Annotated in this window: 24 protein-coding genes, 1 tRNA gene and 1 pseudogene; 7 read left to right on the forward strand and 19 right to left on the reverse strand. The window is 50.1% G+C overall.

The window, feature by feature from the left end; genetic code table 11:
• Positions 1-226: 226 nt before the first annotated feature.
• The gene (locus A0G03_RS09830; protein WP_080965250.1) at positions 227-523 is read right to left on the reverse strand and encodes a YfcZ/YiiS family protein; all 297 of its coding nucleotides are present in this window, start codon (positions 521-523) and stop codon (positions 227-229) included.
• Between the two features lie 381 nt (positions 524-904).
• On the opposite strand from A0G03_RS09830, the gene fadL reads away from it, so the two are divergent.
• Positions 905-2206: a long-chain fatty acid transporter FadL gene (gene fadL / locus A0G03_RS09835; RefSeq protein ID WP_048261207.1), complete on the forward strand. Its 1302-nt coding sequence runs from the start codon at positions 905-907 to the stop codon at positions 2204-2206.
• A gap of 132 nt (positions 2207-2338) precedes the next feature.
• Here the strand turns inward: fadL and mqo are convergent, their stop codons facing one another.
• Positions 2339-3922 (reverse strand): malate dehydrogenase (quinone), encoded by a 1584-nt coding sequence (mqo, locus tag A0G03_RS09840; protein ID WP_048261209.1) that lies wholly within the window; start codon positions 3920-3922, stop codon positions 2339-2341.
• A 362-nt stretch (positions 3923-4284) separates the two neighbouring features.
• Positions 4285-5046: a phospholipid-binding lipoprotein MlaA gene (mlaA, locus tag A0G03_RS09845; RefSeq protein ID WP_048261210.1), complete on the reverse strand. Its 762-nt coding sequence runs from the start codon at positions 5044-5046 to the stop codon at positions 4285-4287.
• A 530-nt stretch (positions 5047-5576) separates the two neighbouring features.
• Here mlaA and A0G03_RS09850 point away from each other — a divergent pair.
• Positions 5577-6515 carry a formate/nitrite transporter family protein gene (locus A0G03_RS09850; RefSeq protein ID WP_048261213.1) on the forward strand — a complete coding sequence of 313 codons (939 nt, stop codon included), beginning with the start codon at positions 5577-5579 and terminating at the stop codon, positions 6513-6515.
• Positions 6516-6591: 76 nt separating this feature from the next.
• A tRNA-Arg gene (locus A0G03_RS09855) sits at positions 6592-6666 on the forward strand.
• Positions 6667-6789: 123 nt separating this feature from the next.
• Here the strand turns inward: A0G03_RS09855 and A0G03_RS09860 are convergent.
• Complete coding sequence (locus A0G03_RS09860) at positions 6790-7089, reverse strand: 7(1) septoil knot domain-containing protein (RefSeq protein ID WP_048261215.1); 300 nt, start codon at positions 7087-7089, stop codon at positions 6790-6792.
• A gap of 114 nt (positions 7090-7203) precedes the next feature.
• Here A0G03_RS09860 and A0G03_RS09865 point away from each other — a divergent pair, with 114 nt between their 5' ends.
• Positions 7204-7653 carry a GNAT family N-acetyltransferase gene (locus A0G03_RS09865; protein ID WP_048261216.1) on the forward strand — a complete coding sequence of 150 codons (450 nt, stop codon included), beginning with the start codon at positions 7204-7206 and terminating at the stop codon, positions 7651-7653.
• Between the two features lie 196 nt (positions 7654-7849).
• Here A0G03_RS09865 and A0G03_RS09870 read toward each other — a convergent pair whose 3' ends face one another.
• The 3 genes from A0G03_RS09870 to A0G03_RS09880 all read right to left on the reverse strand — a co-directional run bounded on the left by A0G03_RS09870 (position 7850) and on the right by A0G03_RS09880 (position 10016).
• Positions 7850-8641, reverse strand: a complete 792-nt coding sequence (locus A0G03_RS09870; protein WP_048261218.1) for an NPP1 family protein — start codon at positions 8639-8641, stop codon at positions 7850-7852.
• Positions 8642-8860: 219 nt separating this feature from the next.
• A complete protein-coding gene (locus A0G03_RS09875; protein WP_048261221.1) occupies positions 8861-9622 on the reverse strand; it encodes a hypothetical protein in 762 nt (253 codons plus the stop codon).
• A 127-nt stretch (positions 9623-9749) separates the two neighbouring features.
• Positions 9750-10016 carry a hypothetical protein gene (locus A0G03_RS09880; RefSeq protein ID WP_048261223.1) on the reverse strand — a complete coding sequence of 89 codons (267 nt, stop codon included), beginning with the start codon at positions 10014-10016 and terminating at the stop codon, positions 9750-9752.
• A 524-nt stretch (positions 10017-10540) separates the two neighbouring features.
• Here A0G03_RS09880 and A0G03_RS09885 point away from each other — a divergent pair.
• Positions 10541-11080, forward strand: coding sequence for a hypothetical protein (locus A0G03_RS09885; protein WP_048261226.1), 540 nt, complete (start codon positions 10541-10543; stop codon positions 11078-11080).
• A gap of 104 nt (positions 11081-11184) precedes the next feature.
• On the opposite strand, the gene A0G03_RS09890 is transcribed toward A0G03_RS09885, so the two are convergent.
• From A0G03_RS09890 to A0G03_RS09915, 6 genes are all read right to left on the reverse strand, one after another.
• A complete protein-coding gene (locus A0G03_RS09890; RefSeq protein WP_048261228.1) occupies positions 11185-11757 on the reverse strand; it encodes an alpha/beta hydrolase in 573 nt (190 codons plus the stop codon).
• Positions 11758-11825: 68 nt separating this feature from the next.
• Positions 11826-13208, reverse strand: a complete 1383-nt coding sequence (gene dbpA / locus A0G03_RS09895) for an ATP-dependent RNA helicase DbpA (protein WP_048261231.1) — start codon at positions 13206-13208, stop codon at positions 11826-11828.
• Between the two features lie 120 nt (positions 13209-13328).
• Complete coding sequence (locus A0G03_RS09900) at positions 13329-14063, reverse strand: molybdate ABC transporter substrate-binding protein (protein WP_048261233.1); 735 nt, start codon at positions 14061-14063, stop codon at positions 13329-13331.
• Entirely contained in the window at positions 14060-14830 is a 771-nt protein-coding gene (locus A0G03_RS09905) for an ABC transporter ATP-binding protein (RefSeq protein WP_048261235.1), read from the reverse strand. Before A0G03_RS09905 ends, A0G03_RS09900 begins: the two co-directional genes overlap by 4 nt.
• Before the next feature lies 1 nt (position 14831).
• Positions 14832-15851, reverse strand: coding sequence for a FecCD family ABC transporter permease (locus A0G03_RS09910; RefSeq protein WP_080965251.1), 1020 nt, complete (start codon positions 15849-15851; stop codon positions 14832-14834).
• Positions 15848-16912: an ABC transporter substrate-binding protein gene (locus A0G03_RS09915; protein ID WP_048261237.1), complete on the reverse strand. Its 1065-nt coding sequence runs from the start codon at positions 16910-16912 to the stop codon at positions 15848-15850. Before A0G03_RS09915 ends, A0G03_RS09910 begins: the two co-directional genes overlap by 4 nt.
• Positions 16913-17263: 351 nt before the next feature.
• Between A0G03_RS09915 and A0G03_RS09920 the strand changes: the two are divergent.
• Positions 17264-18178: pseudogene (locus A0G03_RS09920) on the forward strand (LLM class flavin-dependent oxidoreductase).
• A 389-nt stretch (positions 18179-18567) separates the two neighbouring features.
• Positions 18568-18642: a membrane protein YpdK gene (ypdK, locus tag A0G03_RS09925; protein WP_099606229.1), complete on the forward strand. Its 75-nt coding sequence runs from the start codon at positions 18568-18570 to the stop codon at positions 18640-18642.
• A 138-nt stretch (positions 18643-18780) separates the two neighbouring features.
• On the opposite strand, the gene A0G03_RS09930 is transcribed toward ypdK, so the two are convergent.
• The 6 genes from A0G03_RS09930 to gspJ all read right to left on the reverse strand — a co-directional run bounded on the left by A0G03_RS09930 (position 18781) and on the right by gspJ (position 23864).
• A complete protein-coding gene (locus A0G03_RS09930) occupies positions 18781-19629 on the reverse strand; it encodes a prepilin peptidase (RefSeq protein WP_048261239.1) in 849 nt (282 codons plus the stop codon).
• A gap of 139 nt (positions 19630-19768) precedes the next feature.
• A complete protein-coding gene (locus A0G03_RS09935) occupies positions 19769-20515 on the reverse strand; it encodes a type II secretion system protein N (RefSeq protein ID WP_048261242.1) in 747 nt (248 codons plus the stop codon).
• Positions 20505-20999 (reverse strand): type II secretion system protein GspM, encoded by a 495-nt coding sequence (gene gspM, locus A0G03_RS09940; RefSeq protein ID WP_048261243.1) that lies wholly within the window; start codon positions 20997-20999, stop codon positions 20505-20507. Before gspM ends, A0G03_RS09935 begins: the two co-directional genes overlap by 11 nt.
• Complete coding sequence (gspL, locus tag A0G03_RS09945) at positions 20996-22273, reverse strand: type II secretion system protein GspL (protein WP_048261245.1); 1278 nt, start codon at positions 22271-22273, stop codon at positions 20996-20998. The genes gspM and gspL overlap by 4 nt, the downstream gene beginning before the upstream one ends.
• A complete protein-coding gene (gene gspK, locus A0G03_RS09950; RefSeq protein ID WP_048261247.1) occupies positions 22270-23256 on the reverse strand; it encodes a type II secretion system minor pseudopilin GspK in 987 nt (328 codons plus the stop codon). The genes gspL and gspK overlap by 4 nt, the downstream gene beginning before the upstream one ends.
• Entirely contained in the window at positions 23253-23864 is a 612-nt protein-coding gene (gene gspJ / locus A0G03_RS09955) for a type II secretion system minor pseudopilin GspJ (protein ID WP_072062057.1), read from the reverse strand. The genes gspK and gspJ overlap by 4 nt, the downstream gene beginning before the upstream one ends.
• Positions 23865-23866: the final 2 nt, after the last annotated feature.

Consider the following 23866-nt stretch of genomic DNA (forward strand, 5'->3'; position numbering starts at 1 on the left):
AAAATAAAGTACGCGCACAACAGGTCAGACCTGATTTCATTGTTAACCAGATAGTTACATTACGCAAAGCCACGCAACATAAAAGTGTGAAGAGCATGCAAGTAGCGGCGAACAAAGATGAAGAAACGGTAAGAAGCGAAGAGAAAAAAAGAGGTAAGGCGATACGTTAGGGAAAGAAAGGAAGCAATAAACAGGAGCCGCGAAAGGGCTCCTGCCAACACAGAAATTAACGCAGGCCGAGCTGGAAAATCATCGTTTCAGCCTGACAGCTGAACGTAAAATTAATGTCCAGCTTAACGCCGCCGTCTACGTCTTCCAACGTGCTGGCGATTTCGCAAGGTTCAGACTCTACCGCACGCGCTTTTTCCGTCAGGGCCGCTAATGTCGCTTCCGCGTCAGAACGATCGCCGAACACTTTGCTGTAAGATGCAGTGCAATCCGTGTTATCCATGATTGTGCCGACATCGACACAGCAGCAGGCTGCGGTTTCTTCAGCACTGCATTTGTTGATTACGTTCGTCATGATGCTTTCCTCTTAAAACGCGGGAGATATGATCCAGTTCAAAAATTTTTATCTTCCTTACATTTTACTCCCTCACCCCAAAGCAGTACCAGCACTTCATGCCAACCGGTAATTTTAGTGATATCAGTCACATTAAGGTGTTATCGGGCAGTGAAAGCTGAGTAATATTTCCTCACACAAATTAACCAAAACGTTAAGCAGATCTAAATTTTGCATCATTTTGGAAATATTTTGAATACACCGCCGCAACATTATCGTATTCCCAACTTATACTTTGCCAACTGGTCTGATTTGTCAGGCTGAGTGCGCCCCCTACAATGCGCGTCCCTTGTTACTCCGTGTAACAAAGTTAAATAACAAGCATATAAAGAGGTTTTGGTCATGAGCCAGAAAAACCTGTTCAAACAATCCACAATTGCTGTTGCGGTGGCCCTGTTTTCAGCAAATGTGTCCGCGGCTGGTTTCCAGCTTAATGAATACTCATCATCTGGTCTGGGACGCGCGTTTTCTGGTGAAGGTGCAGTAGCCGACAATGCGACCTCTGGCAGCCGTAACCCGGCGACCATGACCATGTTTGACCGCCCATCGTTCTCCGGTGGTGTTACCTATATCAATCCAGATATTGATGTTCAGGGGAAAAATTCCCTGACAGGACAAGATACCAGCGCCAAAAATATTGCACCGCACGCCTGGGTACCGAACCTGCATTTCATCATGCCACTGAATGAGCAGTGGGCGGTTGGCGCATCTGCCACCACTAACTATGGTCTGGCGACTAAATTTAATGATAACTATGCAGCAGGTTCTATCGGCGGAGAAACCGACCTATTGACGTCAAACCTGAACCTGAGCGCTGCGTATCGCCTGAATCAACATTTCAGTTTTGGTTTAGGGGTTAACGCAGTTTATGCCGATGCCAAGTTTATTCGGCGCGCTGGTGAACTGGCTAATGTTCCTGCCGGTGCGGGCGGCGCTCAGGGTGCCGTTGCTGGCCCATCTTCAGAGATGGCTCGTCTGGAAGGTAAAGAATGGGGATACGGCTGGAACGCTGGCATTCTGTATGAAGTGGATGAAAATAATCGCGTCGGCCTGACCTATCGTTCCAAAGTCGATATCGATTTCAATGGCGATTACAGTAACCAACGGTCCGCTGGACCTGGTGCCCTCAATGGTGCAACAGTACCAGGTCAATTAACACTCAATCTGCCAGAAATGTGGGAAGCATCTGCCTACCACCGTGTAGCGCCGAAATGGGCAGTTCACTACAGCCTGACCTACACCAGTTGGAGCCATTTCCAGGAACTGAAAGCGACAGGTAACAGTGGTAACACGCTGTTCCAGAAAGAGGAAGGCTTCCGTGATGCCTACCGTATCGCACTCGGCACCACCTACTATCATGACGATAACTGGACGTTCCGTAGCGGTATCGCGTTTGATGATAGCCCGGTACCAGCCGATAGACGTTCTATCTCTATCCCCGATCAGGACCGTTTCTGGTTGAGCGCAGGCACTACTTACGCTTTCAATAAAGACGCGTCTGTTGATGTTGGCGTGTCTTATATGCATGGTAAGCAAGTTGATATCAGCGAACCTATCTCTGATAGAGCAGGTTCTCCAAGTTACAACTTCAGCTCTAAAGGTAAGGCCTGGCTGTACGGCGTGAACTTCAACTATGCGTTCTAAATAACCTACGGGTTTCTACATAAAAGCAGGTAAGGCAACTTACCTGCTTTTTTATTGCACTGTTCTACCAAGGCGAAGCAACAAAAAAGGCCGCTTTCGCGGCCTTACATCGTTCTTTCCGGTTAATACCGATTACTCAGGCTTAACCTCAATATAATCCAGACCCAGCGTGCTGCTGGTGTAACTACGGATTTTATTGGTCATATCAATATTACCGTCCAACTTCTGACCATAAGACGGAACAATCTCTTTCAGCTTGCTCTGCCATTCAGGCGTTGCGACTTTATCTTTAAACACTTTTTCCAGCAGGCTCAGCATAATAGGCGCTGCGGTAGACGCCCCCGGAGAAGCGCCCAACAACGCAGCAATCGAGCCATCCTGCGAACTGACAATCTCAGTACCCAGCTTCAGCACGCCGCCTTTATCATCATCTTTCTTGATAACCTGGACACGCTGCCCTGCAACCGTCAGTCTCCAGTCTTCTTTCTTCGCATTTGGGAAGTATTCCTGCAACGAAGCGAAACGATCGTCGTCATCCATCATGACCTGACCGACCAGATATTTCACCAGATCGAAGTTATCCAGACCGACGTGCGTCATTGGCATCACGTTGGAGAAGGTCACGGAACCGATCAGATCCCACAGCGAACCATTCTTCAGGAACTTGCTGGAGAAGGTGGCAAACGGCCCGAACAGCAGGACTGGCTTGCCGTCAAAAATACGGGTGTCCAGATGCGGAACGGACATCGGTGGCGCACCTACAGAGGCTTTGCCATACACTTTTGCCATGTGGCGTTTAACGATTTCCGGGTTTTCTGTCACCAGGAATTCGCCGCCAACCGGGAAGCCACCGTACAGATCGGCCTCAGGAATACCGGATTTTTGCAACAGTTGCAGTGCCGCGCCACCCGCACCAATAAAGACGAATTTCGCCTTAATCACGCTCTCTTTTTCGCCGTTCTTCAGATCGGCGTAAGTCACGCTCCAGGTGTTGTCCGCATTACGTTTGATATCACGGACTTCTGAATTCAAGTGCAGCGCAAAGTTGGACTTGGTTTTCATCGCGCCAACCAGCTGACGTGTGATTTCACCGTAGTTCACGTCGGTGCCGATAGGCATACGGGTGGCGGCAATCTTCTGAGCTGGATCGCGACCTTCCATCACCAACGGAACCCACTCTTTGATCGTATTCGGATCGTCAGAGAACTCCATGCCACGGTACAGCGTACTGTGCTGCATCGCATCATAGCGATGCTTCAGGAAGGCGGTGTTTTCGTCGCCCCAGACAAAGCTGATATGCGGCACACTGTTAATGAAAGCGTGCGGATTATTCAGCACGCCGTTTTTCACCTGATAGGACCAAAACTGGCGCGAAATTTCAAACGCTTCAGTGATTTCCAGCGCTTTGCTGATATTGATTGGGCCGTCGGGATTATCCGGCGTGTAATTGAGTTCCATGAAAGCAGAGTGCCCCGTACCGGCATTATTCCAGCCGTTAGAGCTCTCTTCCGCCACGTTATCCATACGTTCAACCATATCGATAGACCAATCTGGTTGCAGTTCCTGTAAATACACGCCCAGCGTAGAGCTCATAATGCCCCCGCCGATCAGTACCACATCCGTTGTCTTCTCTGTCGTTTTAGCATCTTCAGCCATCGCCAGTGGGGCGCTAACCACCACGCTGAGGCAGAAGAACATAGCAAGTAGTTTTTTCATGCTTATATCTCTATTTTTATAAGTGCAGGTAAATAGAATTCCAGGCATTCATTAACACGCGGGCGCACCACTATGAGTAAAAAGCATCGTTGTTATGACCCTTTTGTTAATCACTTTGCTAACAAAAAAATCAGCACGCTGACACATTTCAGCCATGATGATCATCCGTACCGGTTAATGACGTTACATTATTGTTATCTGACGGGAGGAAATAAATTTTAGTAAGTAAATAAATGAACAACAAAGTAATAACTTTTAAGAAACAAACCACAGAATCATCATGGTAAAAGTAAGTTTAGCCGTATTTTATAAAAACAAAAGGCACCCGCAGGTGCCTTTGAAATGCGTGACAATCTACAACGCTATTTCGCTGAATCGATCTCGTCGAGCGAGTCTTCAATCGCGGCAGCATTCGGATTCTGCTGCGGGGTGATTTGCCCATCACTAGCGAGGAAATCGTGCCGTTGGAAATAGGCTTCACGTATCATCAGGTAAGGATCGGAAGAATTACGCAGTAAGCCATCGGAATCCAACAGCTGTGCTCGCGTTTCCAGCCCTTCGATAGCCCACTTGCCCGCTGACATCCAGAACGTCAGATAGCTCAGCATCGGATACAGCGTATCCACTACGCCACCGCCATCTTCACGCGATGTCACGCTACCGTAGCCAGGCACGACCAGATAAGGCCCGTACCCTACACCATAATTACCTAGCGTACTGCCAAAACGGCGAGACTCTTCTTTCGCCAGTTTAGGGTTCGCCATGGATGCCACATCAATCAGCCCCCCCATCCCGAGCAAGGTATTCAGGAAGAAGCGGTTAAAGTGAATCATCGCTTTATACGGTTTACCTTCAACGAAGTAGTTCACCATCGTCGCAGGCTCTTCCAGGTTACTGAAGAAGTTCCCCAGTCCGTTACGCGCGGGCGTCGGCACATAATCGCGCCAGGCAACAGCCGCCGGACGTACCACATAAGGATCCAGCACGTCGTAGTTGAAGTTGAACATGGTACGGTTAAAGCCTTCAAGCGGATCAGAACGTCCTTCTTGAGCGCGATCCCCGGAACTGGCGCAGCCGATGAGTAACACGCTGGCAAACACCACCCCACTCAGGCGGTAATTCATATCTGTTCTCCCTGATTTATAGTGTGCTATACCCGTCATACTTCAAGCTGCACGTGCATTGGCTGCGTTCACTTACCCAAATCACTTACTTGAGTAAGCTCATCCGGATTCCTTCACTTACCGCCTGCCCGCAACGCGAATTATTTAGGGTATATACCCGCGACCGAAAATGGGTATTCCCAGTATCAACTCCAGCCTATCAGGCTGAGCGACAAGGACGGGATATCGGCCAACAGTGTAACATTTTATTGATCTATCGCTACGTTGGCTTACGCATTACTACATTTTCAGAGGTTTGCCATTTTTTCTTATGGGGACAGCGCGCGCTGTCGTTACGACACGCGATCCAGCGTGGGCAACAGCACGGTATTTCATTATTCCTCTCACAGCATAGCACTTCAGTGAGTCACGTGGTGGCATCCCATGTTGTAAAAACTGACTACGCTTATCATCGGGGGTGTCGTACTCACACCCGCAACTTCTGCATCATTACCCAAGCGCCAATCAGCCCAATCGCCGAGAGGATCGCCATGAACCCATCTTCAAAACCCAGGCAGACCCGACAAGAGAAAGAAAACGACGTTGCGGTAGAGAGTGAAGAAAACACGCAGGGAAAAGCGATCAATATTGACGAAGAGCATTTACCCTCCCCTGCCGCCGCGATCCATGAAGAGATTCGTCAGGAAGGACAAAAGGAGCTGGAACGCGATGCGATGGCGTTATTGTGGTCGGCGATTGCGGCGGGAATCTCCATGGGAACATCATTTATGGCGGTCGGCATGCTCCACAACCATCTGGTTGGCGTGCCCGGCAGCTTTTTGTTGGAGTGCTTCGGTTACACCATCGGCTTTGTAATTGTCATTATGGCGCGCCAGCAGCTGTTTACCGAAAACACGGTTACAGCGGTGCTTCCCATCATGCATAAGCCAACTCGCAGCAATTTCTATCTGCTGGGTCGATTATGGTTCATCGTGCTGACAGGCAACCTGATCGGGACAGCCTTGGCTGCCCTCGCCTTCACCTATATGCCCGTTTTTGATGGTGAAACGCGGGAGGCGTTAGTCGACATCGCCATGAAGGTTATGAAGAACTCACCGACAGAGATGTTTGCCAATGCCGTTGTTTCCGGCTGGATTATTGCCACAATGGTCTGGATGCTGCCCCGTGCTTACTCTGCCAAACTGTGGATTATCATCATCATGACCTGGATGATTGCTTTCAGTGACCTCACCCACATCGTGGCTGGTGCATCAGAAATTTTCTATCTTGCGTTTATTGGCCACATCCCCTGGCAGGCTTTCATCTGGCCGTTTGCCTTGCCCACGCTGGCAGGGAATATTATCGGCGGCACCTTTATTTTCGCACTCATCAGCCATGCGCAAATTCGCAACGACATGAACGGTTCATCCCACGCCAAACGCCAAAAGGCGTATGAGAATGATGAGAAAGAACACCGACAGAAACGCTGATTGCCGACACTTTGAGCAAACGCGCCGTTAAGTGCTTATTCTCAGAGCAAAAATGCGTATAATGGCCGCGCTTCACGTCCCCGTAGTTAAACGGATATAACAAGCCCCTCCTAAGGGCTAGTTACTGGTTCGATTCCAGTCGGGGACACCACTTACACGTCTCGAAGCACTTAACACACCCCTATTTTCCTTACTAAATCATGAAGTTAAGTGATATATATCGTCGGCTAAAAACGACGATGCTGTATCCACATCTGCATAAGAACACCGCTTATCATCGAGTTGGACCGGGGAAATTATCGACAAGCCTAATTTTGAAGTCAGGGTGAACATCGACAATCTGAATCTTAAAATCAGGAAAATTATCAACAATTTCCCATTTTCCTGCTCGGTTAGCGAACGCGGTAACTTTTTCTACTCTTAGGTGTTCGTGCGCGTTGACAATCTGCACCTTATAGTCTGGAAACGAATCAACAATTTGAATTCTTCCATAAACTTTAGATACATCGACAGCAAAGGAAAGTGGCGAGAAAAGAACAGCGCAACAGAGCAACGTTAACCATAAAAACCTCATACTTACTTCCTTGATTTATCTGTATTCCTGAAGATTATTTGATGATAACTCTCTGATTTTGTCAATATGGACGGGAATACTCACACAATGTTCATCTAACGATACGGAGGTTATATGGAATGGTGCGATGTCACGCTTCGTCTGGCTACGTCGGAGGACGAGCGATTCCTGTTCGAACTTCGCCGCGCGACGATGGATGAGCATCTTCAAAAAGCGGGTATTATTGCTGATGATTCGGCGCACTGGCAGCGAATCAAATATCATTATAACGACGCCTATATTGTGCTGATGGGATCTGAACCTATTGGGTTATTCAAACGACACAAGGGCGTCAATGAGTGGGCCATTATACAAATCCAGATTTTGCCAACTTATCAAGGTCAGGGTATTGCAGAATGGCTATTAAACAGATTTTTGCAGCAGGCGGATGAAGCCAACGTCCCGGTTACTCTGAGTGTTTTAAAAGGCAACAGGGCAATAACGCTCTACCAACGCTTAGGTTTTAAGATCATTGATGGTACTGATAGTGAGTTAAAGATGAAACGTAGCCAACGTTTACTATAATTTTAGAGTGTCATCCCCTTCGTAGGATAAATATCTTTCCTGTCCGCTATTTCTCCGACGCTATTTCTCATGCATTACGTCCCCAATCAGTAATGAGAAGCCAACATTAAAAGGTTTCAATACATTGAGAAGCGAAAAATAGGAGAACACCCCATAATAGAAAGAGGTATGATTGACCATACCTCTCTTATCATGATTATTTCGATGCCGTTATACTGACATCGGTAAATTCTGGGTAGCCAGCCGGGCGGCCATTATTCAGGTTAGTTAGGAAATTACCGTCTTTAAGGGGAATTGAGGCTGAATCATAGTTAAACGCATTTAATCGGTTACGCAACTCTTGATTATTAATGCCGTCACCATACATTGAATACCAGCTGATAATATCTGGCGTGACAAATTTTCCATACGGGTTTTCCGCCTGTTCATTCGTTTTAGAAAAACGGAAAGCATGGGTTAATGCGCCATCTTTGTGATAAACAAATTTCAGATGACCATCCTGCTTGTCGATACTCGACGCATCTTTGGTCGTTAACTTACCATGTGCACTGTAGCTACCATGCGTCACTACCCCATTTTTAGTCCAGATAGCGATATGCTCCCAATCATGGCGATGCCCTGAGTTGACACCATTGAGTATTTGGTCTTTTAAAAAATAGAGTGCATAGAAGCTACCACAATAACGAGAGCCACCAGAATTCACACAGGCGTATCGGTGCAATGTATTTGACGAATCGAGAAAATTACTCCACCGGCACCCACCCGTTATATTTCCTGATGGTTTCAACCCGCCGTTCTGCACGCCATTACGACTGACTCCCGCGCTGGGAAGACAGCCATCCGAATCAAAGTCAAATACAGGCGAAATTGCTCGCGCATCAATTCCTGATGGCAACGCCTGATTCAGTTTAGGGAAATTATCTGCATATGAAGAAAAAGTGACAAATAACATTGAGAATACTAGCGTCGTTTTCTTTCCTGAAAGCATATTAACTCCTTTAGCAAAGGACAGTCCTTTTAAAGCCAATACCATCAATAGTCAAAAGTGTAACCATGATGAAAGTGTAGGAAGGAACACTTTTATCAAGAAAGAAGAGGAAGTAAAAATCATTTATTTCCAACAATAAAATACTATATATTTAGCCTGCAAAATAATGCATGAAATTTATATATAAAAATCAGCAAAGATCCTAACCCGTTAGGATCTTTACTCGCTGACCACCTCATAATGCTGGTTGACCGCATCAAAACGGTATTCCAATAGCACATCGCCTCCACCATGAGAATAGCAGTTCAGCGTAATGCTGCGGTTATCTACGCCGTTCTCAATATTCATATAAATTGGGGTCATGAAAAAACCAAACTGGCATTGCTGAAAATCAGGTTTGAGAAGCTGATCGACATTGCCGCTCTTTTTATTGATCGCCTTGATTCCCTCAACAACCATCCCCGTGTCACTGTTTTGATACACCCCAACGAAGCTATGCGTCGCCGTTTGCCCCCAGAAAGGGATATCAACCTGTCCTTCTAGCTTGGCGGGCTGCTCGCTATCGTCAAAGGATGCCACACGCCGTAAACTCACATCATAACGTGCCTTTCCGTTTGACCATTCGCCACGGAGTTCTTCCCCCATTTCCGTCAATTTAAACGGGCACTGGGTCGTATCGATACCGGACTTAACGCCCTGAATGATATATTTATCATAATCCTGCGGGGAATGGATTTCGCAGATCTCGAGCGACGTTTCCGAAAGTCGTCCATACAGAGGAATCGGCGCTCGGTATTTATCGTAAAAGTAGCTCCCCAGAAGATTTTTATCTTGGTCAGAGCTGTATTTCTGCAATGAAAAATGCACCGGATAAGGCCCAATGTGGCCTTCGTAATTGCTCACGACATACCAGCCAGCATGCACTTCCCATGTTGCCGTCAACAGTCCACAGGCTATTAAGGTTGATACCGCTAATTTCATACATTCACCTTGTCTACCCGTCATACTTCAAGCCGCATGGGCGTTGGTTTTCTGCAACTCGTGTTGTTTAGTGCGTCAATCATGAAACTTATCGCGCAAAAACGGCGCGCAGTTTCAACCCAGCAGGCTAATCATGGTGACAACAGGGGCAGATTTCCACCGCAGAAACCGTCATCACCGTTGTTCCCTGACAATCCCATTCAACACGGACAGGCTGATTTTCAGGCCCAGAGTAGTGCAAATACTTATCGACTGGGCTTTCCGTCATACCGGTAATCACCTCAGTAGCAATGAGATCATCACCAGCAAATACACGGGCTGTCGCCTGCGACGCTTCGCGCGTTTCGCCTGATTGCCGATACAAATAGTTCACCGTCAGTTTAATACTGGGCATAGTGCTTCTTAACAGGACAAAAATAAGGAAAACAGTGTATCGCGTTCCCCCGCACTTGTAGAGCACATACATGATAAGAGGTATCACCGACTGATACTAATACCATGATAGTTTTCTGTTTTTTAAAAATTGAGATGTTTGACCGCATAAAATCTCACGATTGGTAATCAAAAAATTAAATCTTATGCCTTTTGGATATTAATGAAGCAGAAAAAATAGCCGATACCTTTTCTGATAGGGTGTTTTTAATGCGATTGCATTTTGCATAAATAGTGTCTGGCATAAATACTGTTTTACATTAACTGTGTTCTTACTGAACCATTTATTTAACGTCATCGTGTTGAATAATAGGGAATTATACTCAGCAGATTGATACCTCTTCCAAGGAAGATAATTAACCTGCTTGTGTCAGCCACCTGCATTTCAACAGTTTTGGCATTAACGTATGTGGTTTTAACACACTGAAGTAACTCACTGGTAAAAACCATTACCAGCATTAAATAGATATAAGAAGGAGTTATATTGTGGTGATTCCAGATATTCAACTCGTGAATACGACGACCCCGGCTACCATGCCCCCTATTGGCGCGGCCGCCAACCCGACTGTGGTTGCAGCCATCAGTTCAGGAAATAAAACCGATACATCAACAAACTCCGACTCTCAAAATATGCCGGGCTCAAACGAGAGCACGAAGGTCACGCTGTCTTCTCAAAAGAAGCGCGCTGCTGAAGAGAAAGATACGCCTCCGCCTGAACAGATTAAGGCACAACAGAAAACCGCCACAGAATACTCTCTGGCGATGACGGGTATACCGTTGTACAACGGTAAGCTAGTTTCTGTGATTAAATACCCAGATGGTAATTCTGAAATGTTTGATGCCTTTACAGGACAGCGCATCACACAGGAAGATTTAGCTCTCATGAGCGCTCTTCATAGTTCTGGTGGCGAACAGGTATTACATTTTGAGAGTAAAACATCATATAGCAATTTGTCTGCCGCCGAAGTTTATCAGCAGATTCAAGAAATGCTGCATGGCTCAGGCGATCAAGAAGAACTGTCTTAATAATAAATAGATGCCAAGACAGATAATCACATTGCCCTGGCATTAAATAAAAATATAACGTTATCTTAATAGTTTAAGATATCGACTTGATGGAAACCGGCCAATTAACGATTAGCAATGAGTATTTCCGAAAACTCAGCTAATCTTTTCAGGCCATATTCCCAGGGACCAAACCCCGCTTCTGCATTAATATGTCCAGCTTCCCCCACATCAATCAGTTCGCTGTCCCACGCCTGCGCCCAGTATTGGGCGCGAGTAAAACTCATCAGCGGATCGTTATGGCTGGCAAATGTCAGTGTTGGAACCGACAGCGGTGAGGCCTGAATACGATCGTCTATCTCAAAGCGCATGGGCTCGGCTGGTGCCACCAGCATGACACCCGCGATCCCTTCCTGGCCTTGTTGCACAACATGGCAGGCGGCCAGCGCACCGAAGCTGTGGCCGATTAGAATCACAGGCTGTGTACAGACACTGAGCTCACGGCGGATCGCCAACACCCAGCGATCCAGATCGGCCTGATACCATTCCCGCTGGCGTATACGCTGCCAGTGAGGAAAACGCCGTTCCCAATGGCTTTGCCAGTGCTCGTCATCGCTGTCCCGCAATCCCGGCACCAGCACCATCGTTAGCTGCTGGCTCACTTCCGTCAGCCGCAGATCGATTTCTGTTGTCTGCATCCGCCTTAACACTCCTGTCAGTTACCCAGTGACTCTCATCCTACCCTGTCTGGTATATCAGCCACCGGTTACTTTAACAATCTGGCCTTACAGCTTTTTCCTTTGATTTTGCCTTTCTGGAGCTGTTGCAGCGCACGTTTAGCACTGTCTTTGCGGATTGCGACATAAGCATGTAGAGGGAACATATCAATTTTTCCGACTTCCGCTGCCGTTAATCCTGCATCGCCAGTTAACGCGCCAAGAATATCGCCGGGACGGATTTTGGCTTTTCTGCCACCATCAATACATAGCGTCATCATCTCAGGTTCGAGCGCAACATCACCACTGCGGCTAATCTCATCCGCCGGTGTCCATTTAATTCGCATACCGATATAGTCTTCAATCAGGTTAGCGCGGTTCATTTCCTGTGGCGTACACAGGCTCACAGCCAGACCCTGCGTCCCCGCGCGGCCTGTTCTGCCAATGCGATGAACGTGAACTTCAGGATCGAAAGCCAGCTCAAAATTCACCACCAGCGCCAACTCTTTGATATCAAGACCGCGAGCCGCAACATCCGTTGCTACCAACACGCGACAGCTACGGTTAGAAAAACGCACCAGAACCTGATCGCGGTCGCGCTGTTCCAAATCGCCATGCAACGCCGATACGCTAATCCCGCGCATCTCCAGTGCCTCAAATACGCTCTGGCAATCACGTTTCGTGTTGCAAAACACCACGCAGGATGCTGGCTGATAATGGCTCAGAATGGCAATCAACAGCGGCAGGCGCTGATCTTTCGTTGTCTCATAGAAACGTTGTTCAATGGCCGACTCTTCCACGTCATCTGCTATTTCGAAACGTTGCGGCTGACGCTGAACCCGCGCGCTGATCTGTTCGATCTCTTGCGGGTACGTAGCGGAAAACAGCAGTGTTTGACGATCGGACGGCGTATAGGAAATCACATCATCAATGGCGTCAGTAAAGCCCATGTCCAGCATGCGATCCGCTTCATCCAGCACCAGCACTTTCAGGCTATCTAAAGCCAGAGACTGCTTGCGTAAATGATCCTGAATACGCCCCGGCGTACCGACAACAATGTGCGGTGCGTGGACCAGTGAATCGAGCTGCTGCCCCATCGGCTGACCGCCGCACAGTGTCAGAATCTTAATGTTTTGCGCAAAACGAGCCAGACGGCGCAGTTCTTTGCTGACCTGATCGGCCAGTTCACGCGTCGGACATAGCACCAGCGCCTGCGTGGTAAAATCGCTGACGACAATGCGATCCAGCAACCCAATCCCAAATGCCGCCGTTTTGCCACTACCGGTTTTCGCCTTGGCCCGCACGTCTGCGCCGCTCAGAACGGCTGGCAGCGTCGCCGCCTGGACTGGCGTCATTTCGGTATAGCCCAGTTCATTAAGATTGGATAACTGCTCTGCCGGCAGCGCGAGGGAAGAAAAAGAGGTTGTACTCACAGTGATTACTCTACCAAGGACGAAATAACGAAAGGTGACGCCGAGCCAAAGAACGGCGCAGATATGTCGCAATCATAGCAGAGTTCGCCATCGTTGACCGATTTACCTCCCGCGGCCCCACTAAAACAGCGAGACGAATCCTTTACTCACCAAAAAGCCTTGTCCTTCAGGGGATAAAAGATAGTTCGCCAGCAGTCGGGCTTCACGCCGGGCTGGCTTCATGATGGCCAACATGTACTCAGCATCAATGCGATAAGGATCGGCTAAGTGAACCACATGCAAATCTGGCTGATTGAGCAGCAATGGCAGATAGCTGGCATAGCCAATGTGCATATCGCTCTGCCCTGTCCGAATCAGGTAACTCCCCGCCGTCATGCCCGCCGGAATCGCATGGTCTAGTCCCCCACCCACCAGCGGTTTCGCCTTGTTGCGCAGCTGATTTCCCCATCCGCGATGCAGGCGTTCAATGCAGTCAAAGAGCTGAAAAGCATAATCCCCACCGGGGTCGCTGCCGGGCGTTGAAGTTGAAAGCACAAAGCGTGGGTCAAGCAACGCCATCAACCAGGATTGCGTGGTAAGTTCCGGCACATTGCGCATGACGATGCAAAGATGGTTGCGCGTAAACACGGCGGTTTCCTCCGCCAGCCCCAGCGTTTTCAAACGCAAAGGGTGCGCGCAATTTGCCGATGCGAAAATATCCACCGCATCGCCGAGCATCATTTTTTCACTCAGCAGCCCCGCGGGGCCGAAAGTCGGTATCACTTCCACCGCATAACGTCCACTGAATGTCGTCAGCAAAGGAGCAAACGCGAGACGTAGGCTGCCGGCTGCATACAGGCGAAGGGGATCGGTCATTGTGGCTCCGTCATGGTTAATATCGGTATCAGCGCACGATACGGCTGCGGCGCCATTTCCACGTAAACCTGACGCACCGGAATGCCGTACAGACGCGATAGGTTATCTTCCGTCAACACGTCATCACAGCGGCCATAAAGATAGCGCTGATTATCCATAAGAAGCAGCGCCTGCTCTGCAACGATCACGGCGTGAGCTGGGTCGTGTGTGGTCAACAGGATACTCAGACGTTGCGTTTTAGCCAGATGCTGTAATAACCGCAGCACCTGCGCCTGATTTTGCACATCAAGCGCCGCCATCGGCTCATCCAGAATCAGCGTCTGACACTCCGATGCCAATGCCCGCGCGATTAATACGAGCTGCCGTTGCCCACCGGACAACGCGCTAAATTCACACTCGGCAAGCGAGGCGATTCCCAGCAGAGTCAGCGCATTCTGAGCCACGCGGATATCATGGGCAGAGGGCATAGCAAACAGCCCAACACGCGCCGCACGACCCATCAGCACCATATCCAAAACGCTATAGGAAAACGGTGGGGTAAATATTTGTGGCACAAAACCGATGTGCCCATCGCGCTGAATGATTCCAGAAAGCGGCGATAAGTTTCCCAGTAACGTATTCAGCAGCGTGGTTTTTCCTCTGCCATTCGCACCCAGAATCGCCGTAATTTCGCCTTCCCGGCAGCACAGGTTCAACGGTGAAAAAAAGCCCTGCCCCCGCCGGTAGCCATATACCAGTGCTTCTGTCGATAGTCTGATTGTCGGCATACTAGCGTCCTCTATCCTGTCGCTGTGTTTTATATAACAGCACAGCAAAAAGTGGTGCACCGAGCAGCGCCGTCAGAATGCCCAATGGAATCTCGGCTTCACTGAGGTTACGCGCCAGATCGTCTACCAACACCATAAAGCCCCCGCCAAGCCATAGCGACACTGGCAGCAGTCGACGGTGATCGGCTCCCACCAGCCTACGTGCGACATGGGGAATAACCAGCCCAATCCAGCCAATGCTGCCGCTGACCGCCACCTGCGCGGCGACGATAGCGGCGCACAAACTCAAAATCAGCCAGCGTAGGGGCTGTACGGCGACACCCAGCGCGCACGCGTCTTGCTCGCCCATCGACAACACGTTCACGTGCCAACGCAACCGCAGCAGTAATCCACCCGCAAGCGCTAACGGCACCGCGATTGTAATCAGCGCGTTCCAATGTGCGGTGGCAAAGCTACCCAGCAGCCAGAACACGATGCTTGGCAGCTTCTCTTCGGTATCCGCCAGATATTGCATCAGGCTGACCAACGCGCCGAAAAAGCCACTGAGGATGACGCCCGCCAGAATCAGGATCAGTACGTTCTGCTTGCCGAAGGCGGCGGCCAGCACGAAAATCAGCAGGAGCGCCACCATGCCGAACGTAAACGCCGACAGCAGCAAAAGCAGCGGCGTCCAGCTTAATAGAATTGCCAGCGTGCCGCCGAAGGCCGCACCAGCGGACACACCGATAATATGCGGATCGACCAACGGATTACGGAAAACACCTTGCAGAGTAGCCCCGCTCAATGCCAGCGCCGCGCCCGCACACCACGCTAATAGCACGCGCGGTAAACGCACACTCCACACCACTTGCCGCTCGATATCCCCAAGTAAAGGATTATTGCCAGACAGCGGTTCGACAAGGATCTGGACGATGCGCCACGGAGATAAGCTAAAACGCCCTATCCCTAATGAGCACACGGCAATCAACAGGGTCAACACTACCACCGTCAGCAGTGTGATCCGGTAGGTGCGATAACTCATTGTGCCGCTGAAGCTTCCGCACGATAGTCCATACGGTAGAAGCGCTGGTAATACTCATTAGCGGCTTTTTGCATATCGATATCGGCAAAGCGCTCTGGATACAGCTTTTTCGCCATCCACAATTCACCAATCGCTAACGCCTCCGGCATCGGATAACCCCAGGCTTTAGCGTATTCTGGCATCAGGTACACACGATGCTGTTTCACCGCATCAATCGCCTGCCAGGCCGGATCGTTGACAATCTGCTTCACGACATCCGGGTAGCGATCCTGCACAAAAATCACCTGCGGATTCCAGGCCAGTACATTTTCAATCGACACTTGCTTGAAGCCTTTTATCGATGCTGCCGCCACATTCAATGCTCCCGCGTGCGACATCATCAGGCCGGTATATTTTCCTGAACCATAGGTTGTCAGGTCTGGGTTAGCCATATATACGCGGATTTGCTTTTCTTCTGGAATAGAATCCAGACGCGCGCTAACGTTTTGTCGTTGCGTAAACGTATAGTCGATTAGCGCCTCCGCCTGCTTCTGACGTTCAACCACTTCACCAATCAGCCGAATCCCTGCCTTGAGCCCTTCGTTATATGCCGTATTTTCATCACTCATCGTAGGATTGATTTTATCGGCCTCTCCCGGCTGATCCTGACGCAGCGAGATCGCCACAACCGGGATTCCCGTCCGCTCAATCTGAGCAATCATTTCCGGTGGCGCATAGTTAGCGACAAAGACCACCTGCGGCGATAGCGTCAACAGGCTTTCAATATTGACCTGCGTGAGATCGCCCGGCATCGGTAAATCCACCAAATGTGGTGCCAACCGTAAATAATGCTCTCCCAGCTGTTTTTTCCAACTGGACAGCACACCAACAACGCTTTCCTGTGCATCCAGTTGCACCAACAGGTTTAAGGTTTGATGCTGCAACACCACCACGCGGTTAACGTGGTCGGGAATCGTCACATTGCGCCCCAGTTGGTCGGTCACCTGACGTGCCGCCCATGCGTTGGAAAACACCAAAAACAGCCCGGTAAACCACAGCGTGTAGCCAAATTTCTTTATCATGTCGGTATCCTGATTTTCGTTATATATAAAATGATACAGCGATAAAGAAAAAGAAAATACTGATCTCACTCATAATAATATTTAGATACCAATTTTGGGGTAGATAAACCGGGGCGCATGATTCCCTAAATAACAACAGCGCTATTGACACGAACAACGTCAGAAATCATCTGCCAAAAAGATTGTTTATTCTGCTAACGCTTGGTCAGATAAACTGAATTATTACGTTAAAAAAATGATATTTATTCTCACTATTAATCACGTAGAGTGTTCCCATTACTGAATTTGTAGCACCTTGCTGTGCAGGGCGAACGTGCTAAATATTTGTCTGAATATAAGGATAAATACCCTATGAAGAAGATTGGCTTTTTATCATTCGGTCACTGGGCGCCGTCGCAGCAGTCTGGTACACGTTCAGCGGCTGACGCCTTGCTGCAATCTATCGATCTTGCTGTCGCCGCAGAGGAACTGGGGGCTGACGGCGCTTATTTCCGGGTCCACCATTTTGCCCGTCAGTTGGGATCGCCGTTTCCACTGCTCGCAGCTATTGGTGCGAAAACCCGCAGCATTGAAATTGGCACCGGCGTCATCGACATGCGCTACGAAAACCCGCTATACATGGCTGAAAATGCCAGCGCCGCCGACCTGATATCAGGGGGACGCTTGCAACTCGGCATCAGCCGGGGTTCCCCTGAACAGGTGATCGATGGCTGGCGCTACTTTGGCTATCAGCCGACAGAAGGGGAATCTGAAGCTGATATGGCACGACGTCATACCGAGGTGCTGTTGGATGTACTGCGGGGCGAAGGGTTTGCGAAGCCAAATCCGCAGCCAATGTTCCCTAATCCACCAGGCCTTTTGCGCCTGGAACCCTATTAGGATGGATTACGTGAACGAATTTGGTGGGGTGCGGGATCGAATGCCACGGCAGTATGGGCTGAGGCTGGGCATACACGCTCACCGCGCGTGTCTGTCAGCCGGAGTATTTTTGCACTGATTGATCATCGCGATCGCGCCTATTTCGGCGGAAGCAGTAACGATAGCGACAAGGTCGGTTTCCTTGATGAAAAAACGCGCGCAATTTTCGGACGCAGCTATGCCGCGGAACCCGAAGCGCTGATCAAACAGTTAAAGCAGGATGAAGCGATTGCCGAAGCCGATACACTATTGCTAACGGTGCCGAATCAACTGGGCGTTGATTATAATGCCCATGTTATCGAAGCAATTCTGAAGCATATCGCGCCGGCGATGGGGTGGAGAGATTAGGCCAACCACCTAAATAATTAGCCTATTGATGAGCAGGTAACAATACAATCACTCGGCTATTAATGAGGCGTTAACCCGAAGATAACGCCGTCAGGAATCGGGGGGAATAAGGTACGATTTTCATCGGCATTCCCCCGGTTTTTCCAGCCTCTAAAACGGTTCAACGCTTTTTAATGCTATTTTGAAAATATAGTCTCTGGACCTATTGAATTCCCCCCCTCACTCGGCGTAAATTTAGCGCCGATCTCGTCATAACTGGTGTGACTCTAGTGATGACAACGGGAAAGATTACCCTTCGGTGATATAGCCAACAGCGTAATTATTTCCTTCCATAATAAAACGCACAATCGGGATCGTTGCTGGCGTGGTTTCTGCTGGAGAATAAATCGGTGAAGTATTTTTTTATGGGTATCTCATTCTGTTTAGTCGTTTGGGTGAGTACCTTTATGCTGATGGTAGAATAACCTGTCATTTGCCCGACAAAGATTTATTCGCTGAAGGGCACACACACAGAGATAAAAAAGGCTGATGGTATTTATACCCTCAGCCTATTTTTATGCCCGTCGCTCAATAAAATAACTCGGCATTGTCTTTGCTATTCTCTACAGATTGAATCCGTTCATTATCACACCGAACACACCGCCGATTGCTAACCACGGGCCAAAAGCCAGCGGTTTAGCCGTGTCTTCTTTACGCAATCCGCGCCAGATGAGAGTCACGACCAGCCCGCTCAGCGCCGCCACCAAAACCAAATTCGGCAATGCCTGCCAGCCCAACCAGGCACCCAGCGCGGCCAGCAACTTAAAATCACCATATCCCAGCGCTTCTTTACCCGTCACGTATTTGAATACCCAATAAAGTAGCCACAGGGATAAATAACCCGCCATCGCGCCCACTACAGCATCCCCCACTGGGACAAACGTCTCCGAGAGGTTAAACAACAGCCCCATCCACAGAAGCGACAGCGTAAGCACATCCGGCAGCAGCAGCGTTTTAATATCAATAACGGTCAGTACCAACAGGAAAGACAGCAGAATCAACGCCCCCAACAGCGCCATATTGGGCTGCCATAGTAAACCCGCCGTAAGGAAAGCCAGCATGGTGATAACTTCCACCAGTGGATACTGCACAGACACCGACTGGTGACAGCAGCGGGAGCGACCGCGCAGCCATAACCAGCTGAACAGCGGGATGTTATCTTTCACCGCAATAGCCTGCTGGCAGTGCGGGCAAGACGAAGGCGGCCACCACAGATTGTAGCGCGTACTGTCACGACTGGAATCGGTCATTCCGGTCTGAAGATCAATGTCCTGCTGCCAGCTTCGTTCCAGCATAATCGGCAGGCGGTAAATCACGACATTCAGAAAACTACCAACAATCAGCCCCAACACACCCAGTGAACCCAACCACCATGCCGGAAACACCAGTGCGAATTCCCTTAAATCGTCCACGTTAGTCCCTGATTATTGATAAAGAAGTGATATAGATGAGCGTTTCATATTTTGCGGTTAGCACCAACCCTAACAATGGAGTGCTATTAATTCTTACGATCGACTATCGCAACGATCATCCCTATAACGATCGTCCCAATTACAACAAGCGCCCCTGAAAATTCAGCGTTCTGGCACCCTGCTCGTCGACTTTACCGGTAGTCGCCAACAGTTTTTTCATGGTCGCCGGCAAATCATTCCCGCTGCTAAGCCGCCCCGTAAAACGATATTCACCTTTCGGCGTGACGCTGCCTTTGCCGGACAACTGTAGATGTGAGGACGTCTGCCGCAGGCTCGCTTCTAGCGACCCTTGCTCGCAGCGCAACGTGGCCTGAGGCGTTGCCAACACCAGCCTACCCAGAGGAGTTTTCACCTGCGCGTCTGGCCAGGTGACGTTAGCATCTAGCGACTGGCACCCCGAGCGATCGACCGTCGCCTCTTGCAGATTGAGCTGAACATTTCCTTCCGCCCCAATGGGCACAATAAAACGCAACTGGCTGAATAAATAGCCTGCGGGAACAGAAAGTCGCCATTGATAAAGCTGCGGCTGCTGCCAGCCACGAATAACGCCATGACCTTCAATGCCTTCTGGGTTTTTAAACGCAATCTCCAACGCAGGCATAAAACCCGAAAAGGTGATTTTCCAGTGCACATCGTCCAACGTTAATGTGCGCCAGCTAAACCGTTGCAGGTTCCCCTGCCATAGCGTTCCCGCGGCCTCCGCGACCACCATTCCGGCTGGCAGCGGCACCGCAGTGAGCAAGCGGGCAGGTGCATAGCACGTCAGGAACAGCCCATAGGCCAGAACCAGAGCGACACCTGTGCCGATGCCGGACTTAAGCGTCATCCGCCCGTTCCAGCATGAGCCGAGTGACATCCACCATCCCCGGATTTTGCTCGACGGCATTCACATCCAGCGACATCACACGTACGCCGTTTTGCCGTTCCAGTTCGCTCAGCCAACGCAACAGACTATTAAAATCACTCTGGGCTAGCGTCACCGATGCTTGATTGCCCTGCGGCTGCAAACGTACCACGGTCAGCCCATAGCGCTTGGTGCTTTGCGAAATCAAAATCGGCAGACTGGTTTCCCTCTGGCTGCTTTCCCCTTGCGTCTGATTTCCCTGCGGAATCAATGGGGCCTGCTTCTGCATCCAACTGACCGTCTGCTGCTCGCGGGAAACCGTACGCTGCCACTGTTCTTCCCGCAGTTGCCACGGCTGAAAAATAGCGTAGTACACCAGACAGAGCAGAAGCGCCACTGCGCACACTACCATAAGCTGGCGTTCCCGCTGGCTCATCGCCTGCCAGCGTTGTCGTAATTCATTCATTGCTGGCTCCTTAATGTTAAGCGGCCTTCAACCCGATCGTTTTCCTGCCGCATTTCCCCTGCCTGCACCTGATAATACGCGGCAGCCTGCTGCTGAAACTGCTCTAGCTCCTGATACGACGTACCCTGCAACGCCAGCCGGAATTCACCAGCCGCACCGTCGTAAGACAGCGACTGAATTTTGATAGCGCTATTCTGCGTCATGAGCTGCTGCAAGGGATTCAATTGCTCCAGCAGCCCCTTTCCTGCGCCCCCAGCCGCCGTACGTTGCAGGTGCTGCTGCATCTGCGCGCGCGGATTAACGACATTCGTCTCGGAAGGGAAAATCTGCCGATAGACACGCACACTTTCCTGCCGCCAATGCTCCGCCTGTTGATAAAGCTGATAGTGCGCCCAGCCAGCATCCGCCACGACCAACAGGAGGTAACAGGCAAAAGCGATTCCAACGCCACGCCACGGCAGCAGCGTGTTTTGCCAGGCTTTCTCTGGCGCATAATCACCTTGTCGCAGATCGACCGAGGCAGGTAACTGTGCCGTTGCAGCCAGCGTGAAAAGATCCGTTTCCGGCTGAGCCTTCCACTCGCTCTCCTCCTGCCATTCGTACTGCGACAGCTCATCGCCGACCCATGCGGCGCTGTAGCTGTATATTGTCGGCAGCGGCATAGATGCTTTCAATAAGTCACCACACCAGGACGATTCGGCCGCCATGGCATGGCCCGTCGGTTGGCGAAACAGCCACATATTGTCATGCTGTAACGCACTCCAACCATCCTGATGTTTCGGCAATACACGGGCGTCAGGCAATAACGCATCGACGCTGAGCCCCAACGCATCACACTGCGCTAGCCAGCGCTGCATCCGGTTTTTTTCCACCACGGCAACCGTGCCATCATCGCCATGAATGTCCAACACGGCAAAATGCAGCTTTTCAATTTCCGTAGCCAGTTGGTCTTCCAGCATAAACGGCACAACTTGAGCCAACTGACGCCGCGCCTGTCGAGGCAATGTCAGGGCATAAAACGTCACGTCAGTTGCCGGGACTAAAACACGAGTAAACGTCACGGACGGATAAGCCGCCAACACCGGACGGACCAGCTCTACGCTACCGCGCCCCTGACTCAGTAAATCTTCCCCATTGGATGAACGCACCTGCCATTCGATTTCGCCCTCTTCTTCCACAGGAAGACGAACAATGAGGCACGGATGTCGAGCAACCGTTCCTCGATTTAATGGTTTTTTTGCGGCTTCTCGCTTCCATTTTCCCGCTATTTTCATGGATTCACCGTCCTATATCCTCCATATTGCCGCTGTACAACCTGTACCTTTTGTCCACTCAGATGAAGCAAGCTGCGCTGATGAAAATCGCTGTCGCCGACGCGCACCTGGAGTTTTACAAAGAACCATTCACTTTTTACCGCCAGAACCCGTTGCGCCGTGTTTTTACTATTCGGAGGCAATGCCCCAGTTTGTTGCAGAACCTCAATACTCGCCCACCCCATACGTGGCCGTTGCTGTACCAGCGCTTTTGCCTGCGACATCGTCATTTCATTCAGGAACACGGCGGATAACAACGGGGCATCAAATTCGGTCAACGTATTGATATTAATGGACATCGCATCCACTGGTAGCGCACAGACATAAGGTAATAATCGGCGATAGAGATCGCTGTCCATGCCATAAACAGCTCGTAATTCGCTGATTTCACTCATTCTTTGATTGGCAGTACGATAAGGCACTGGCAACGTGGCATAGACCTCGTCTTCTGCACCGTTTGCCGATGGATAGTTATCTGCATCAATCCAATCACGCACCGCCGCAGTGATTTTTTCTGCACGATCCGCATCCTCACCCAGGTTTTTCAATAACAAACGGAAAACCTGTGCCGGATAAGGCGTTTTCACCAGCGTGCTTTCGTTATCCACACCTTGATTGATCGCATTCAGATTAAAGCAGGTGCGTGCATCGCTAATCTGGCCGATGATTTCCCCGCCGTCCACGGGAAAACGGTGCCCCGGCTGCGACCAGTTCTGTCCGGCAAACGTGCGCCCCGGCATATTCCGCGCATCGCGCAGTAATATCTGCCCACTTAGCGTTTCCGCCCCTAATGCATACCATTTCGCCTGCTGGCGGCTCAGGTGATTCTCGGTGCGCATAAACGCCTTACCCGTGCGTTCGGTGATCACCGCGGCAATCGTCACCATTAATGCCAGAATCAGGAGCACTACCAGCAGCGCAACGCCACGCTGACGCGACCTCATTTAACCGGTCCGGTGGTAATCAAGAACATACGCGACATTTCTCCGTAATCCCTTAAGGTCAGCACCACTTCGATCCCTTGTGGCAATTGCGTCGTGTTATCCCAGCGATCGCGCCAGGTTTTATTGCTGAAAAAGCGCAGACGGAAGCCGTCTACCTGCGTAAGAAGCGGTTTTACGCCAGGATCGAGTCCCTCAATCGGGTCAGGCACCGAGTGGGTTAAGCGTTCCAGGGTGTGTTCCCGCAGCCGATAGGCTACAGGCTGAAGTTCAGAACGCGGCAAAATACCAAATGGGTTCTGCCAGCCATTACGCATAAAGCTGACGCCCCAGTCATCACTTTTTACCTGATCGCGACCGGCGTAAAATATCGAGGTACTTCCTCGACTCCCGCGTGCAATCATCTGGGAAAAATCGCTGTCCATTTGTGAAAAAGCGCGCTGTATTTCAGCCAAACGCTCTGCTTTGCGCTGTGAGATTTCATCGTTACGCATTACGCCATTCAGCACTTGAAAGGCACTGAGGCTCAGCGCCGCAAAAATAGCGATCGCCAGAATCATTTCTAGCAGCGTAAAACCCTGTTGACGTTTCTGTCGCGCGGTCTCTCGCATCC

The sequence above is a fragment of the Pectobacterium peruviense genome (assembly GCF_002847345.1).
In the GTDB taxonomy this organism is placed as follows: domain Bacteria; phylum Pseudomonadota; class Gammaproteobacteria; order Enterobacterales; family Enterobacteriaceae; genus Pectobacterium; species Pectobacterium peruviense.